15 protein-coding genes are annotated in these 14,452 nt (G+C 63.7%); 8 read left to right on the top strand and 7 right to left on the bottom strand.

The genetic code is table 11. The annotated features are described in order from the left end of the window. Positions 1-3 precede the first annotated feature (3 nt). Together PRZ03_RS08025 and PRZ03_RS08020 are read right to left on the bottom strand one after the other, a co-directional pair. On the bottom strand, positions 4-1,140 hold the full coding sequence (locus tag PRZ03_RS08025; RefSeq protein ID WP_263533686.1) for a PilT/PilU family type 4a pilus ATPase: 1,137 nt from the start codon (positions 1,138-1,140) through the stop codon (positions 4-6). A 77-nt stretch (positions 1,141-1,217) separates the two neighbouring features. Next, positions 1,218-2,261, bottom strand: coding sequence for a type IV pilus twitching motility protein PilT (locus PRZ03_RS08020; protein WP_263533685.1), 1,044 nt, complete (start codon positions 2,259-2,261; stop codon positions 1,218-1,220). Positions 2,262-2,290: 29 nt separating this feature from the next. Between PRZ03_RS08020 and PRZ03_RS08015 the strand changes: the two genes are divergently transcribed. The 6 genes from PRZ03_RS08015 to PRZ03_RS07990 all read left to right on the top strand — a co-directional run bounded on the left by PRZ03_RS08015 (position 2,291) and on the right by PRZ03_RS07990 (position 7,849). Next, on the top strand, positions 2,291-2,989 hold the full coding sequence (locus PRZ03_RS08015; RefSeq protein WP_273599804.1) for a YggS family pyridoxal phosphate-dependent enzyme: 699 nt from the start codon (positions 2,291-2,293) through the stop codon (positions 2,987-2,989). Further along, the gene (locus tag PRZ03_RS08010) at positions 2,986-3,699 is read left to right on the top strand and encodes a c-type cytochrome (protein ID WP_273599803.1); all 714 of its coding nucleotides are present in this window, start codon (positions 2,986-2,988) and stop codon (positions 3,697-3,699) included. The genes PRZ03_RS08015 and PRZ03_RS08010 overlap by 4 nt, the downstream gene beginning before the upstream one ends. Beyond that, entirely contained in the window at positions 3,696-4,967 is a 1,272-nt protein-coding gene (locus PRZ03_RS08005; RefSeq protein WP_273599802.1) for a cytochrome c, read from the top strand. Before PRZ03_RS08010 ends, PRZ03_RS08005 begins: the two co-directional genes overlap by 4 nt. Positions 4,968-5,308: 341 nt before the next feature. Next, a complete protein-coding gene (locus PRZ03_RS08000) occupies positions 5,309-6,868 on the top strand; it encodes a methyl-accepting chemotaxis protein (protein ID WP_273599801.1) in 1,560 nt (519 codons plus the stop codon). A gap of 60 nt (positions 6,869-6,928) precedes the next feature. Further along, on the top strand, positions 6,929-7,270 hold the full coding sequence (locus PRZ03_RS07995) for a TonB family protein (protein ID WP_263533680.1): 342 nt from the start codon (positions 6,929-6,931) through the stop codon (positions 7,268-7,270). A gap of 69 nt (positions 7,271-7,339) precedes the next feature. After that, the gene (locus tag PRZ03_RS07990; protein WP_263533679.1) at positions 7,340-7,849 is read left to right on the top strand and encodes a hypothetical protein; all 510 of its coding nucleotides are present in this window, start codon (positions 7,340-7,342) and stop codon (positions 7,847-7,849) included. A gap of 19 nt (positions 7,850-7,868) precedes the next feature. Here the strand turns inward: PRZ03_RS07990 and PRZ03_RS07985 are convergent, their stop codons facing one another. Then, entirely contained in the window at positions 7,869-8,276 is a 408-nt protein-coding gene (locus PRZ03_RS07985) for a cold-shock protein (protein WP_273599800.1), read from the bottom strand. 246 nt (positions 8,277-8,522) lie between these two features. Between PRZ03_RS07985 and ylqF the strand changes: the two genes are divergently transcribed. Continuing rightward, positions 8,523-9,491: a ribosome biogenesis GTPase YlqF gene (gene ylqF / locus PRZ03_RS07980; RefSeq protein WP_273599799.1), complete on the top strand. Its 969-nt coding sequence runs from the start codon at positions 8,523-8,525 to the stop codon at positions 9,489-9,491. A gap of 42 nt (positions 9,492-9,533) precedes the next feature. Here ylqF and PRZ03_RS07975 read toward each other — a convergent pair whose 3' ends face one another. Continuing rightward, positions 9,534-10,721 (bottom strand): YbfB/YjiJ family MFS transporter, encoded by a 1,188-nt coding sequence (locus PRZ03_RS07975; RefSeq protein ID WP_273599798.1) that lies wholly within the window; start codon positions 10,719-10,721, stop codon positions 9,534-9,536. A 64-nt stretch (positions 10,722-10,785) separates the two neighbouring features. On the opposite strand from PRZ03_RS07975, the gene PRZ03_RS07970 reads away from it, so the two are divergent. Further along, positions 10,786-11,622 (top strand): M90 family metallopeptidase, encoded by an 837-nt coding sequence (locus tag PRZ03_RS07970; RefSeq protein WP_273599797.1) that lies wholly within the window; start codon positions 10,786-10,788, stop codon positions 11,620-11,622. A gap of 9 nt (positions 11,623-11,631) precedes the next feature. Here PRZ03_RS07970 and PRZ03_RS07965 read toward each other — a convergent pair whose 3' ends face one another. The 3 genes from PRZ03_RS07965 to PRZ03_RS07955 are packed head-to-tail and all read right to left on the bottom strand — an operon-like array spanning position 11,632 to position 14,452. Then, entirely contained in the window at positions 11,632-12,327 is a 696-nt protein-coding gene (locus tag PRZ03_RS07965; RefSeq protein WP_273599796.1) for a CBS domain-containing protein, read from the bottom strand. Positions 12,328-12,332: 5 nt separating this feature from the next. Beyond that, positions 12,333-13,568, bottom strand: coding sequence for a GGDEF domain-containing protein (locus tag PRZ03_RS07960; RefSeq protein ID WP_273599795.1), 1,236 nt, complete (start codon positions 13,566-13,568; stop codon positions 12,333-12,335). Further along, complete coding sequence (locus PRZ03_RS07955) at positions 13,565-14,452, bottom strand: Rossmann-like and DUF2520 domain-containing protein (protein WP_273599794.1); 888 nt, start codon at positions 14,450-14,452, stop codon at positions 13,565-13,567. The genes PRZ03_RS07960 and PRZ03_RS07955 overlap by 4 nt, the downstream gene beginning before the upstream one ends.

Below are 14,452 nucleotides of genomic sequence, written 5' to 3'. Positions count from 1 at the left end.
TATCTAAACAATCGTGAAATGTTCGGTCCCGGCCGACATGTCTTCGGAGCGGGCCCGCTCGCTATTGAGCTTGATCTGCAGGCGCAAATCATTGACTGAGTCGGCGTTGCGCAGCGCATCTTCGTAGGTGACCTTGCCGGTCTCGTAAAGATCAAACAAGGCCTGGTCAAAAGTCTGCATGCCTTGCTCACGCGAGCGCTTCATGATTTCCTTGATCTCGCCGATCTCACCCTTGAAGATCAAGTCGGAGATCAACGGCGAGTTCAGCATGATCTCGACCGCCGCGACTCGGCCCTTGCCTTCGCGACGCGGCAGCAGGCGCTGCGACACCAAGGCGCGCAAGTTCAGCGACAAATCCATCAGCAGCTGTGCGCGGCGCTCCTCGGGGAAGAAGTTGATGATGCGGTCCAGCGCCTGGTTGGCGCTGTTGGCATGCAGCGTGGCCATGCAGAGGTGACCGGTCTCGGCGAAGGCGACTGCGTGCTCCATGGTCTCGCGATCGCGCACCTCACCCATCAGGATCACATCGGGCGCTTGCCGCAGCGTGTTCTTCAGCGCCTGCTCCCAGCTGTCGGTGTCGATGCCGACTTCGCGCTGGGTGATGATGCAGTTCTTGTGCGGGTGCACGAACTCGATGGGGTCTTCGATCGTGATGATGTGGCCGAAGGTCGTCTGGTTGCGCTCATCGACCATCGCCGCCAGCGAAGTGCTCTTGCCCGAGCCAGTGGCGCCGACCACGATCACCAGGCCGCGTTTCTCTTGCACCACTTTGCGCAGCACGGGCGGCAAGTCCAGCGAGGTAATGGTCGGTACATCGGCCGGAATCGTGCGCAGCACCAGACCGACCGAGCCCTGTTGAATAAAGGCGTTAGCCCGGAAGCGCCCGACACCTTGCGGCGAAATAGCGAAATTGCATTCCTTGCTGCGCTCGAACTCGGCCGCCTGCTTGTCGTTCATGATGGCGCGCGCCAGTTGCAGCGTGTGCTGGCCGGTCAGGGGCTGGGGCGAGACCTTGGTGACCTTGCCGTCGACCTTGATGGCAGGCGGGAATTCCGCCGTCAAAAATAGGTCCGAGCCTTTTCGGGAGATCATCAAACGCAAGAGGTCGTTGATGAATTTGGTGGCTTGATCGCGTTCCATGATTTTTGCGTTTCCCTGAGCGAAGCATCATTTGACCCGCCGCAATATAGCGGTGCCACCAAAAATAGATCGAGTGATTAGCCCGGAAAGTTCTCCGGAAACTTCGCCTTGGCTCGGGCTTCCGACGGCGCAATGATGTTGCGCCGCACCAGATCGGTCAGGTTCTGATCCAAGGTCTGCATGCCCTGGCTATTGCCCGTCTGGATGGACGAATACATCTGCGCCACCTTGTTCTCGCGGATCAGATTGCGGATCGCCGAGGTGCCCAGCATGATCTCATGCGCTGCCACCCGGCCGGTGCCGTCTTTGAGTTTGCACAGGCTTTGCGAGATCACGCCGACCAGCGACTCCGACACCATCGCCCGCACCATTTCTTTTTCGGCCGCCGGGAAGACGTCAACGATACGGTCCACCGTCTTGGCGGCGGAGCTGGTGTGCAGGGTGCCGAAGACCAGGTGACCGGTTTCGGCCGCGGTCAGCGCCAGCCGGATCGTTTCCAGATCGCGCATTTCGCCGACCAGCACCGCGTCCGGGTCTTCGCGCAGCGCCGACTTCAGGGCGTTGGCAAAGCTCATCGTGTGCGGCCCGACCTCGCGCTGGTTGATCAGGCTCTTTTTGGATTCGTGCACGAACTCGATCGGATCCTCGATGGTGAGGATGTGGCCGTATTCGTTTTCGTTCAGGTGATTGACCATGCCGGCCAGCGTGGTCGATTTGCCCGAGCCAGTCGGCCCGGTCACCAGCACCAAGCCGCGTGGGCGCAGGGCCAGCTCGGCAAAAATCTTCGGCGCGTTGAGCTGCTCAAGTGACAAGATCTTGGACGGGATGGTCCGGAACACCGCGCCGGCACCCCGGTTGTGATTGAAGGCATTGACGCGAAAGCGCGCCAGACCCTGAATCTCGAACGAGAAGTCGACCTCAAGAATCTCCTCGTAGGCCTTGCGCTGCGAGTCGTTCATGATGTCGTAGACCATATCGTGCACATCTTTGTGCTCGAGCGCCTCGACATTGATACGGCGCACGTCGCCGTTGACGCGGATCATCGGCGGCAGGCCGGCCGAGAGGTGCAGGTCGGAGGCCTTGTTCTTGACCGAGAATGCCAGTAATTGAGTGATGTCCATATGTGTGGGCAGATGAGCTGAGGGCCATTATGGCGACGATCGCAAAGAACATACAAGAACAGCACGAGCGCATCAATCGGGCCTGCACCCAAGCCGGGCGAGCCGTGCAAAGCGTCACATTGCTGGTCGTCAGCAAGACTTTTCCGGCCAGCGCGGTGCAAGCAGCTTATGAAGCCGGCGAGCGGCGCTTTGGCGAGAACTATGTGCAAGAGGGTCTGGACAAAATCGCCGAGCTGAGTTCGCTGCGCCCTCAGCTGGAGTGGCATTTGATCGGCCCGCTGCAGAGCAACAAGACCCGGCCGGTGGCCGAGAATTTCGACTGGGTGCATAGCGTGGACAGGCTCAAGATCGCGCAACGTTTGGCCGAGCAACGCCCTGCCGAACTGCCGCCCTTGAATGTCTGCTTGCAAGTCAATATCAGCGGAGAGGCCAGCAAAAGCGGACTGTTGCCGGCTGAGGTGGCGGCGCTGGCCTTGGCCGTTAGCGAACTGCCTCGCCTGCGTCTGCGCGGCTTGATGGCCATTCCTGAGCCGGCCGCTGACTTCGAAACTCAGCGGCAACCGCACCGCGCCCTGGCCACCTTGCTGACCGAGGTGAATCAGCAACTCGGCCTGCAGATGGACAGCCTGTCTATGGGCATGAGCGCCGATCTGGAAGCGGCGGTTGCCGAAGGCACGACGCTGGTACGCGTGGGCTCGGCGATCTTTGGCGCGCGCCAATACGGATGAGTACAAAACTCATCTACGCCCTGGCGGTCTTTGCGGCCTTGTTGCAGGCACCACGCAGCCAGGCCGAGCCTGCCAAGTTCGAGGACTCGATCGCCCAGCGCGCGCAAGCTTGCACGCTGTGCCACGGGCGAGAGGGCCGCGCGGCGGCAGACGGCTATTACCCGCGCCTGGCCGGCAAGCCGCAGGGCTATCTCTACAAGCAATTGCTAAATTTTCGCGATGGCCGACGCCATTACGGCTTGATGAGCGATCTGATCGACCCCTTGAGCGACGCTTATTTGAATGAGTTGGCCGGCTACTTCGCGGGCTTGAGCCTGCCCTATCCGCCTGCGCAAAAGCCCGGTCTGGACGCCGCGGCCTTGGCCAAGGGCAAGCAGCTGATTTTCAAAGGTGATGCGGCCCGCAAGCTGCCTGCCTGCGTGCAATGCCACGGTCAGGCTTTGACGGGCGTGCAGCCCTTCATCCCCGGCTTGCTGGGCCTGCCGCGCGACTATCTGAATGGTCAGTTAGGGGCCTGGCGCAGCGGCCAGCGCCACGCCGTCGCACCCGACTGCATGGCCCAGATCGCCAAGCAACTGCAGCCCGAGGAGATCAACGCGATCTCGCATTGGCTGGCGGGGCAAGACCTGGCCCTGGGCAGCAAACCGGCTCTGGCTTCACTGGCAAGCCTGCCCGCGGCCCTGCCGCTTGAATGCGGTGGTCTGCAATGAAGGCCCGTCTGCTTGCTGTGGCCTTGCTCGCTGCGCTGGCGCTCGCCGGCGCGATGGTCTACGGGCTCAATCATCTGGACGAGGCCGCGCCAACTCAAAGCGCCGCGGCAACAAGCCCGGCCATGGTCGAGCGCGGCGCCTACCTGGCCCGCGCCGGCAACTGCATGGGCTGCCATACCCAGCGCGGCGGCGCCCCCTATGCGGGCGGGCGCGCCTTGCCCACACCTTTTGGCGACGTCTTCGCGCCCAATCTGACGCCCGACCCGGCGACCGGCCTGGGTCAATGGACGAGCAATGATTTCTGGGCTGCGCTGCACAACGGCCGCAGCAAAGACGGCCGCTTGCTGACGCCCGCCTTCCCCTACACCAACTACGCCTTGGTCACGCGCGAAGATGCCGATGCCTTGTTCGCCTATCTTCAAAGCTTGCCGGCCGTCGCCCAGGCGAATCGCGCCCATGAGCTGCGCTTCCCCTACAACACCCAGCCGGCCATGGCGGTCTGGCGCGCCCTCTATTTCCGCCCGGCCGTGTTCAAACCCGACGCCGGCCGCAGCGCCGAATGGAACCGGGGCGCCTACCTGACTCAAGGGCTGGGCCACTGCAATGCCTGCCACGCACCGCGCAACAGCCTGGGCGCCACGCCAGCGGCCACCGATTTCTCGGGCGGCATGCTGGCGCCCTTGGCTTGGTATGCCCCGTCGCTGCACGACCCCGCCGAAGCCGGTGTGGCCGACTGGCCGGCGCAAGACTTGCGGCAATGGCTGAAGACGGGCAGCAGCGCAAGCTCAAGCGCGCTCGGCCCCATGGGCGAGGTGATTCTCGGCAGCACGCAGTATTTGAACGAGACCGATCTGGCGGCCATGGCCACCTATCTGCAAAGCCTGCCGCAACATGCTGCCGCTAAAAGCACGCAGAGGCGACCCGAGCCGGCGCTGCGCGAACTCGGGAAAGCCTTGTACGCCGACCACTGCGCCCGCTGTCATGGCGAGCAAGGCGAAGGCGTCAAAGCCGCCTACCCCGCGCTGGCCGGCAGCCGCAGCGTACAAATGCAAAACCCGGCCAATCTTTTACGCATCATTCAACGCGGCGGCTTCGCCCCCGCTACCGCCGGCAATCCACGCCCCTACGGCATGCCGCCCTTTGCTGGCATCTTGAGCGACACCGAGCAGGCCGCCCTGGCCAGCTTTGTGCGCAATGCCTGGGGCAATCAGGCCGCCGATGTGCGGCCGCTCGACGTCTTGCAACTGAAGACCCAACGCGTCAACTGAAACCCGGCTGCGCCCGGGCCCCCAGCCAAGCGCCGCTGCGCGCAAGCCCCCTTTCGGGGGTTTCCCCCGCACCAAGCGGGTACTTTGTCACGCATGTGGCGGATAGCTTTGGTCACAAAACAGTCAAACCCTCCGACACTGCCTCTGCCGCGTTTTTTGGCGCCGACAGCCTCAAGCCAGACCTGCACTGCCGACTCTGAAATGCGTCAAATTTCACGAAGCCAATGTGCGGCGAGCGGCAAGCTCTCAAGTCTTGAGCAAGCCGGGCCGAAAGCGCACAAATTGCCGAAGAGGTGCCGAAGGCGCCAAAAAGAAACAATCGTTGACGAGGGTCCCGATAAATGAATCTACTGACGAAACTACGCATCAGCCAGCGCCTGGCGGTCAGCTATGGCCTGCTGATTTTGCTGCTGGTCGCGATTGGCAGCTACGGCGCCGGCACCGCCAGCCACCTGGCCAAGGATCTGGACCACACGGCCAATATCAGCCTGGTCAAGATTGCCTCGGCCAATGGGCTAGAAGGTCAAGTCAATGTGATCGCACGTGCTTCCCGCGACCTGCTGCTGCTCGACGAAGCGCGCCAGATCAAGAAGCAAAAAGCCGCCATCGAAGGCGCGCTGCAAGAGAGTGAAAAGCAGCTGAGCGCCTTGGAAGCAAGCCTCGACGGCAGCAAGGAAAAAGAGCTGATCAGTCAAGTGCGGGCCAACCAGGCCAAGTTCTTCGCCGCCGTGGCCAAGTTCCAAAAGATTCAAAAGGACGGCAGCCCGGACGAGGCACGCGAGAGCCTGATCACCGACGTGCGCCCGGCCCAGCAAAGCTATCAAGACGGCCTCAAAGGCCTGGTCGACCTGCAGTTCGACGCCGCGCGTGACCTGGCCGTCAGTGGCGGCGAGCTGGCGCGCTCCTCGGTACTCCTGACCGCAGTGTTGGTGGCGGTCGCAGCGGTGATCGGCATCGGCGGCGGCTTGGTGATTGCTCGCTCCATCGTGCTGCCGGCACAGCAAGCGCAGGCCGCTGCCGAAGCCATCGCCGCCGGCGACCTCACGCAAGTCATTCAGGCACATGGCCAGGACGAACTCTCGCAGATGCTCCGCGCGATGCAGGAAATGCAGCGCGCCTTGTCGGGCGTGGTCAATAGCGTCAGCGAAGCCGCCGGCGAAGTGGTGCAGAACTCGTCTGATATCGCCGACAGCAATGTCAATCTGTCCGACCGCACCGCCCGTTCCGCCGCCAGCCTGCAAAACACTGCCGCCTCGGTGGAACAGATTGCCGCCAACTTGAACGGCGCCAGCGACCTTACGCGCCGGGCCGCCGGCATCGCAACCAAGGCCCGCCAGTCCGCAACGGCGGGTGGCGCTGTCGTCTCCAAAGTGGTTGCGACGATGGAAGACATCAGCGCCAGCTCGAAGAAGATCGGCGACATCATCGGCGTGATCGACGGCATCGCATTCCAAACCAATATCCTGGCGCTGAACGCGGCGGTGGAAGCTGCACGCGCAGGCGAACATGGCCGTGGCTTCGCGGTGGTCGCCTCCGAGGTGCGCGCCCTGGCTTCGCGCTCGGCTTCGGCGGCCAAAGAAATCAAGGTCTTGATCCAGGAATCCTCGGTCAAGGTCGAGAACGGCACCGCCCTGGTCAACAACGCTGGCATCACCATCCGCAGCGTCGTCGACGAAGTCAACAATATGGGCCAGCTGATCGAGGAAATCTCGCACTCCGCCCATGAGCAAGCGGCCGGTGTGGGCGTGGTCAATAACGCGATGAACGAGTTGGACCGTGCCACTCAGCAAAACACCACGCTGGTAGACGACCTGGGTCGCTCCACCGACGCCTTGAAGAACAGTTCCTCCCGCCTGCTGGACGCCGTTGGCTTCTTCCGCGCGGCCGACGCCTTGGCCTAAGGCCTGCACTCCTTTTATTTCGCTTCCCCTTTTTTCCTTTCCCTGTTCTAGAAAATCATCATGTCCAAGACTACAAGCTCGACCCTGACACGCGCCGCCACCCTCTTCTGCACCGGCCTGGCCCTAGCCTTCAGCGCCCAAGCGGCCGCGCCAAAAATCATGAAAAAGGTGCCGCCCGAGTTTCCAGCCGAAGCCGCCAAGGCCTCGGTTTCCAATGGTGTGGTCAAGGCCAAGATGTCGATTGATGCGGAAGGCGCCGTTACCGGCGTTGACATCCTGGAAGCGCAGCCGCGCAAGGTCTTCGACAAGGCCGTCACCCGCGCCTTGATGGACTGGCGCTTTGAAGCCAGCGGCGAAAAGCAGTCGCACGAAGTCAAGCTGGTGTTCAATAACGAAGATTGATTGCCGGGCGCTCAAGTCCAGCACCCAGAGGCCGAAATACAGCGATCAAGTCGCTAGACCACAGCCCCTATGGATGCAGCACGCCGCCTCACCCTGCCCGAACTGGAGGCCGCCCTGGCCACCATGGTGCATCAGCGCTACTTCGAGGCCGAGAGCGATGACGAGGCCGAGTTGCAAGCGGTCGAGGCGCGCGATACCGAATACCTGCTGACCCGCATCCGCTGCCTTGAGCTCAGCCTCAAGGCAGCCGACGAGGAGTTGAGCTGGATCGCCCCAGGCGGGCGCAGCACGCCGGCCCAGTCATTGCGCCGCATCAAGGCCTTGTGCGGGCGTTTCCCCGATCTTTTCAACGCGATGCAGGCGGTGGTCGTCACTCACCCGGCGGTCTCGCGCGAGATGCTGGCCATGGCCATCAAACAGTTTCGGCGTGATGCCGATGCACTCAGCCAAGAGGACGTCGTGGGTCTGCTCACCAGCGTCGTCAACGGCGCCAATCAGGCTTTTGATGCGGTACTGCGCACCCGCAAGGGCGCGGACCGCAAGGCCGCTTCACTGCCCTGGGGCAAGCACACGGACTGAACCGACCGACGGTACAGGCTCAACGCAAGGTAGTGCTGCTGTTCACCAAGCGGGCGAAGTGCCGCCCATCCGCTTGGCTGAACTCAAACCAGCTCAGCACGCCGGCAGCCAGCGCCAAACCCAGCAAGACATAGGCCAAGGTCGGGCGCTCCGATTTAAGCGGCGGCCGCCGCGCGTGACTGCGCGCAGGCGTCAAGGCCGGCGGCATTGCCTTGCTGGATTTGAGTCTCTGCACACGGCAGGCCTGTTTCTGATTGTTGCGTCCGCTCACAACTTCGAAGCTCAGCCGTTCACCCACGACCGGCTGCGGCCCCTCGGGCGGGAAGGCCGAGACGTGAATAAACAGTTCTTGCCCGCCTTGATCGGGCGTGACCGCGCCATAGCCTCGATCAATATGCCAGATCGTCAGATTGCCTTCGAAACGCATGATGGACCTCACTCACTCTGAAACCCCCTGACCTCTTTGAGCCTTAGGAGCGAGGCCTAGCCCATTGGGGGCGCCTCTCTTTTTTACCTGTGCCACCATCTTGCAGCGGCAGCGCGGCAACGGTGCAACAACAGGTAAGCAATGTTTCAGGCGCCGACCCGCGACAATCGGGTCTTGAATTCGTCCGGCCACCTGGCCGCGACAGCCTGCGACAACGAGCTCGCGCTTTAGAAAGACACAAGAACAATGGCCATCCACTGGTTCCCCGGGCATATGAACTCGACCCGCAATGCGATCAACGATCGCATGAAGGCCGGCCTCGACGTGGTGATCGAGCTGCTGGACGCGCGCCTGCCCGGCTCCAGCGCCAATCCGCTGCTGGCCAAGCTGACCGAGGGCAAGCCCACGCTCAAGCTGCTGAACAAGCAAGACCTGGCCGACCCCGAGCGCACCGCCATGTGGCTGGACCATTACAACGCCTTGCCCGACACGCGGGCGATTGGCCTGGACGCCTCGATCAAAGCGCCCGCCCAAGCTTTGATCAAGGCCTGCCGCGAGTTGGCGCCGCTGCGTGGTGGCATGGTCAAGCCGGTGCGGGTGTTGATCTGCGGCATTCCGAACGTGGGCAAGTCCACGCTGATCAACACCATCACGACCAAGCGCATCGCCAAGACCGGCGACGAGCCCGGCATCACCAAGATCGAACAGAAGATCGTGCTGGAGAATGATTTCTACCTCTTCGACACGCCCGGCATGCTGTGGCCGCGCATCACGATCGAAGAAAGCGGCTACAACCTGGCCGCCAGCGGCGCGATTGGCCGCAATGCCTTTGAAGAAGAAGAGGTGGCCTTGGAGCTATTGGCACGCTTGCGCCAGCACTATGCCGGCCAGGTGGAAGAGCGCTACAAGCTCGGCGACGTGGCCGGCCTGAGCGACGAGGAGTTACTGACCGCCATCGGCCGCAAACGCGGCGCCATGCTCAGCGGCGGCCGCGTCAATTTGCAAAAAGCCGCCGAGGTGCTGATTTATGAGTTCCGCCAATGCATACTCGGGCGCATCACGCTGGAGACGCCGGCCGAGTTCAAGCAATGGGCAGCAGCGGCAGACGCGGCCGAAGAAAAGCGCAAGGACAAAACTGCCAAGCGAAGAAAACAAGCCGCCGAGGACAGAGCGCCGGCCGCCGCCAAGGCAGAGCCAGCGCCCAAGGACAGTTGAAGCCGGACCCGGGGTCACGGACTGCCATGAGGCGCCTCAAGCTCAAGGCTCTGCCGGTAATCGCCTGAGCGCCAGGAGCAGACCCATACCCAGCGCCAGCACCGCCGCCGTGATCCACAGCGCGCCGCGATAGCTGCCGCTGGCCTGCGCCATAGCCCCAGCCAAAGCCGGCGCACAGACCTGCGCCAAGCCGTAGCTGAGCGTCAGCCTAGCCATCGCCTTGCCGGGGTTGTTGGGGGCGCGGCGGCCGACCAAGGCCAAAGTTAGGCTGACAATGCCGATAAAGGTTGCGCCGTACAAAAAAGCACCCGCCAGCGCGGCGCCCAGGCTGTTGGACCAGGCCGGCAAGAGCACCGACAGCGTCTGCAGCGCGAAAGCCAGCAGCAAGGCCGTCAGCTCGCTCCAGCGGCGGGCCAGCTTGTCCCACAAGAACACCGCCGGCGTTGCGGCCAGACCCACCAGCGCCCAGGCCCAGGGGCCTTGGCCCGCCAGCAAGGGTTGGCGCTCGACGATGGCGACGGTAAAGGTGGCACTGATCACAAAACCCCAACCGGCACAAAAATACATCAAGGTCATCAAACCCATCCAGCGCCTCGACGGGGCACTCGGCGCCGCATGTGTGCCGGTCAGGGTGGGCGGCACTGGCGGCCGCCAACGCCAGGCAGGCAGCAAAAACAGCAGACCCAGGCTCGCAAAGCCCAACCATTGCTGCGCCCAAGTCATCAACAGCCCGCTCATCACAAAGGCGCCCAGCGCCGACACCACAATGCCCAGCCCCAGGCCAGTGAAATGCAGGCCCAGCTCGGGCCGGCGACCATGGCGCATCAACCAATTCAGCACCAGGCCGGAACCCAGCAACATGCCAGCCGCGCCGCACAAACCGCCCAGGTAACGCGATAGGGCCCAGACCCAGAAGTTGCCACTGAGGCCCATCAGTGCGGTGACAACCAAGCTCAAGATCAGCCCGCAGCTGTAGAGGCGCTGGCGCAGCCGGGCATCATCAATCCAGGCGGCCAGCAGCGCGCCGCTCATATAGCCGAGGTAATTGATCGAAGCCAGCCAACCGCCTGCCACATCGGACAAGCCCGCCTGCGCTTGCATCAAGGGCAGCAAGGGCGTGTAGGCAAAGCGCGCCAAGCCTATGGTCAGAATCAGGCCGCAGATGCCGCCCACGATGACTTGCCAAGCCTGTAGTGGCCGCGCTTTGGTGAGTGAGCTGGGGCTTTGCATGGCCCCAAGCCTAAGGCATTGAGTCACCCTTGCAATCAACACAAACGCGCCCATGTGGTGAGCCATGGACATCAACGCCCTGCCACTGTTGCTCACCATCGCCTTTGGCTTGGGCCTGATAGGCTGGCTGGCCGGCGGCCCGCTATTGCAGCGCCGGCGCCGCCAGAAGCTGCGGGAACAACCCTTCCCCCAAGCCTGGCGGCGCATTTTGCGGCGGCGCCTGCCCTTGTTCCAGCGCCTGCCGGCCAACCTGCAAATGCGCCTGAAGCAGGATATCCAGGTGTTTCTGGCCGAGAAACCCATCTTGGGTTGCGGCGGCCTGACGGTCACCGATGAAATGCGCGTCAGCATCGCCGCCCAGGCCTGCTTGCCGCTCTTGGGCGCGCGCCGCGGCTATTACCCCAAGCTGAAGCAAATCCTGCTTTACCCGGGCGCGTTTGTGGTGGACAGGCCGGTCAATCAGGCGGGCGGTGTGCAGATGGAGCAGCGCCGCGCCCTGGCCGGTGAGAGCTGGGTGCAGGGTCAGGTCTTGCTGTCCTGGCGCGATGTGCAGGCCGGTGCTGCCGACCCGGATGATGGCCACAACGTGGTCATCCATGAATTCGCCCACCAACTCGATCAAGCCAAGGGACATGCCAATGGCGCGCCACAGTTGGCCAATAAACGGGCCTACCGGGTCTGGTCGACGGTGATGCAAAACGAATATGACGCCTTGCGCGCTCGGCTAAGCACAGGTGAGCCGAGCCTGATTGACGCTTATGGCGCTACAGACCCGGCAGAGTTTTTTGCCGTCAGCAGCGAGTTGTTCTTCGAGCGACCGCTGGATCTGGCCCAGCAGCACCCGGCGCTCTACGGCGTGTTGAGCGACTATTACCGGATCAATCCGCTGACCTGGCAATAAGCCAAGGCTTCAGCTCCACAGATTCAAGGGCGCTTCGCGCGTCAAGGCTCGCAGAATATCTGTGCGAGATAGAAAGCCCAGCATATCGCCCCGGTCGTCCACCACGGGCAGGCCCGGCAGACGCAGCTCTAGCAGGGCCTGAGCCACTTCCCGGATCGGCGTGTCGGGCCTTGCCGCCGGCACCGGGCTCCACATCACGGCCGACACCGGTGCGGCCAACCACTCGCTCCAAGCCTGCGCATCTTGAAAGTTAGCCGGCCCCGGCAACAGGTCGGCCCGCAAAAGCAGGCCCACCAAGCGGCCCTGCTCATTCACCACCGGCGCTTGGCCGACGCGGGCCTGGCTGAGTATGGCCAAGCCCTGCGCCACGGTCGAGGCCAGCGGCACCGTGTGCAATTCCAGGCTCATCAACTGCTCGACCCAACTCAAGACGCGTCGCTCGGCCCCGCCGTCGACGGTGAGTGCCTGCGCCTGTGTGTAGGCGGCAATGGCGGCCCGTGGCGCCGGCTCCGCGCCGCCCAGCGCGGCCAAGGTAGTGTCGGGCGCTGGCCCGGCCAGAATCACACCGCTTGCTGCGTCGTCCCCGCGCCTTGTGACGGCCTCAACCGCCCGCACCCGCGCCACCGACTGCACGGCACTGAGCTCACGCAGGCCTTCCAGCCTGCCGCTGAAGATGCGCCCATTGAGGCCGTAGACGGTAAACATAGTGCTCAGGCCTCGCTATTCATGTCATGTGCGGGGGCCAGCGTTGAGGCATTGGCTGGCGCCAGATCAAAGGCCGACGGCAGCACCAGCGCGTGGCCCACCTCGACCCGGTTGCGCCCGCCTTGCTTGGCCCGATACAGCGCCGCATCGGCGGACGCCACCAGGCTGTCCGCCGTGTCGCTGCCGGTGATGGCACCGCCGCGCACGCCTATGCTGATGGTGGTGGCAATACGGTGGGCGCCCCACTGGGTCGGCGTCGCCTCGACGGCCACGCGCAGCGCCTCGGCCAGCACCAGCGCACCGTCCAAGCTGGTGTCGGGCAGGATGGCCAAAAACTCCTCGCCGCCGAAGCGCCCGATCTGATCTTGTGCTCGCAAGCGGCTCTGCAAGGCCTGGGCGACGCTGCGCAGGACCACATCGCCGGCTTGGTGCCCGTAGCTGTCATTGACGCGTTTGAAATGATCAATGTCCAACATCAACACACTCAGGTACTGACCTTGACGTTGCGCCCGGGCGACCGTGGACGCCAGTTGGTCGCCGATCGCGCGGCGATTGGCCAGGCCGGTCAACATATCCTTCATCGCCAGCTCGAAGTTGCGCCGCTCGGCCCGCTCCATGGTCATATAGACGAAGCCCAGCGTGATGCTCAAGACGGCGCACAGTGATACCAAAAAGACCGGGCCCAAGCTGGCACTGCTGGCGCTCAGGTTATGGGTGTCGATCAAACCAAACATCGCCGACAGAGCCCGCGCCAAGAGCATCAGCAGCATGGTCGCAAATGCGCCGACCAGGATGTAGCGGCCGCGGCCATGCTGGGGCTGCCTACGGTCCAACAAGGACGCCATGATGAGGCCGATTTGCCAGACGTAAATCAAGGCGGAGATGACCACCCGCAAAGTGCTGTGCTGCGCCAGCGTTATGCAAACGAGCGGCACCAGCAGCAAGGGCGCCATATACCAGCGGCTGAGCTGCTCGACCCCCTGAAACCGCCGCACTGCTTGCAGCATCAAGACCAGGGAGACCGCATAAGCCGTGCTGCCGCCGACCAAAAAAACCAGCTCCGGCAGCAGCGCTTGCAGGCCGAAAATGACATGGCTTGCCGTGTAGGCCAGCAGCGCCAGCGCCCAGGCCCACAGCGCATGACCGAGAGGCTGGCCCCAGGCCATGAAACAAACCCAGAACGCCATCAAGAGGCCGACCACGGTCAGCACCAGGTAGAGCGTCGCAGGGTCCAGCGTCATGGCCTGGATTCTAGAAGCCTGGCCAGGTGTTGCAAAGCGGCTTCGTCCAAGCGTCCGCTTGCGCGCGCCAGGCCAAGCTGGCGCCGGGCCAGCTCGCGGTAGAACTCGCCATGCGCGCCGCCGAGCCGGTCGAAGGCCTGCAAATGCGCACCGACCACGCCTTGGTCGCCGCGCGAAATCGGGCCGGACAAGGCGCCGGCCAAGCCCCGCGACCCGGCCGCGTCCAAAGTGCCGCGTGCTAACGGCAGCAGCGCTTTCAGCGCGGCCTCCGGTGGCAAGCCGATCTGCGCCCACACCTGCGTCGCTTCGTCCAGCATCGACAGCAAAAAGCTGGCCGCAAAACTGGCAGCACCGTGATAGGCCGCTCGCGTCCCGGGCTGCAGCTGCAGCGGATTCATCTGCAGCAGACGGGCCAGCTCATGCAAGTCGGACGCCAAGGCCGGTGAGTTGACGCTAACTTCGATAGCCACCGCACTGCCGGCCAGCAAGGCGACCGCGCGCGTGGGGTCTGAAAAAATCTGCAGCGGGTGGAATCCACCCGTCTGCGCACCGGCCGCTGCGGCCGGCCCCAGCGCCGTCAGCTCGGTGGCGCCGCTGCAATGCACGGCGCTTTTGGCCGGGCCCCAAGGCAGTGCGGCGGCCAGCGAAGCGATCGCATCGTCGGGCACGGTGAGAAAGATCAGATCCGCAGCCGCCACCGCCTCGGCTGCTGACATCGCCCGGCAGTCAGGTAGTTGGGCCGCCAGTGCCTTGGCTGCCTCGGCGCTGCGGCTAGCAACCGCGACGACGTCCAAGCCCGCAGAGCAGAAGGCCCGCGCCAAGGTCTGGCCCAGGCGACCGGCGCCGATGAAGGCGATGCGACGGCTCGACAAGGGCCTGCTCAT

It is taken from the genome of Roseateles albus (genome assembly GCF_028595345.1).
Classification (GTDB): domain Bacteria; phylum Pseudomonadota; class Gammaproteobacteria; order Burkholderiales; family Burkholderiaceae_C; genus Paucibacter_A; species Paucibacter_A albus.
The sequence above is the reverse complement of the archived record's forward strand: the minus strand, read 5'-3'. Positions and strand labels throughout refer to the sequence as shown.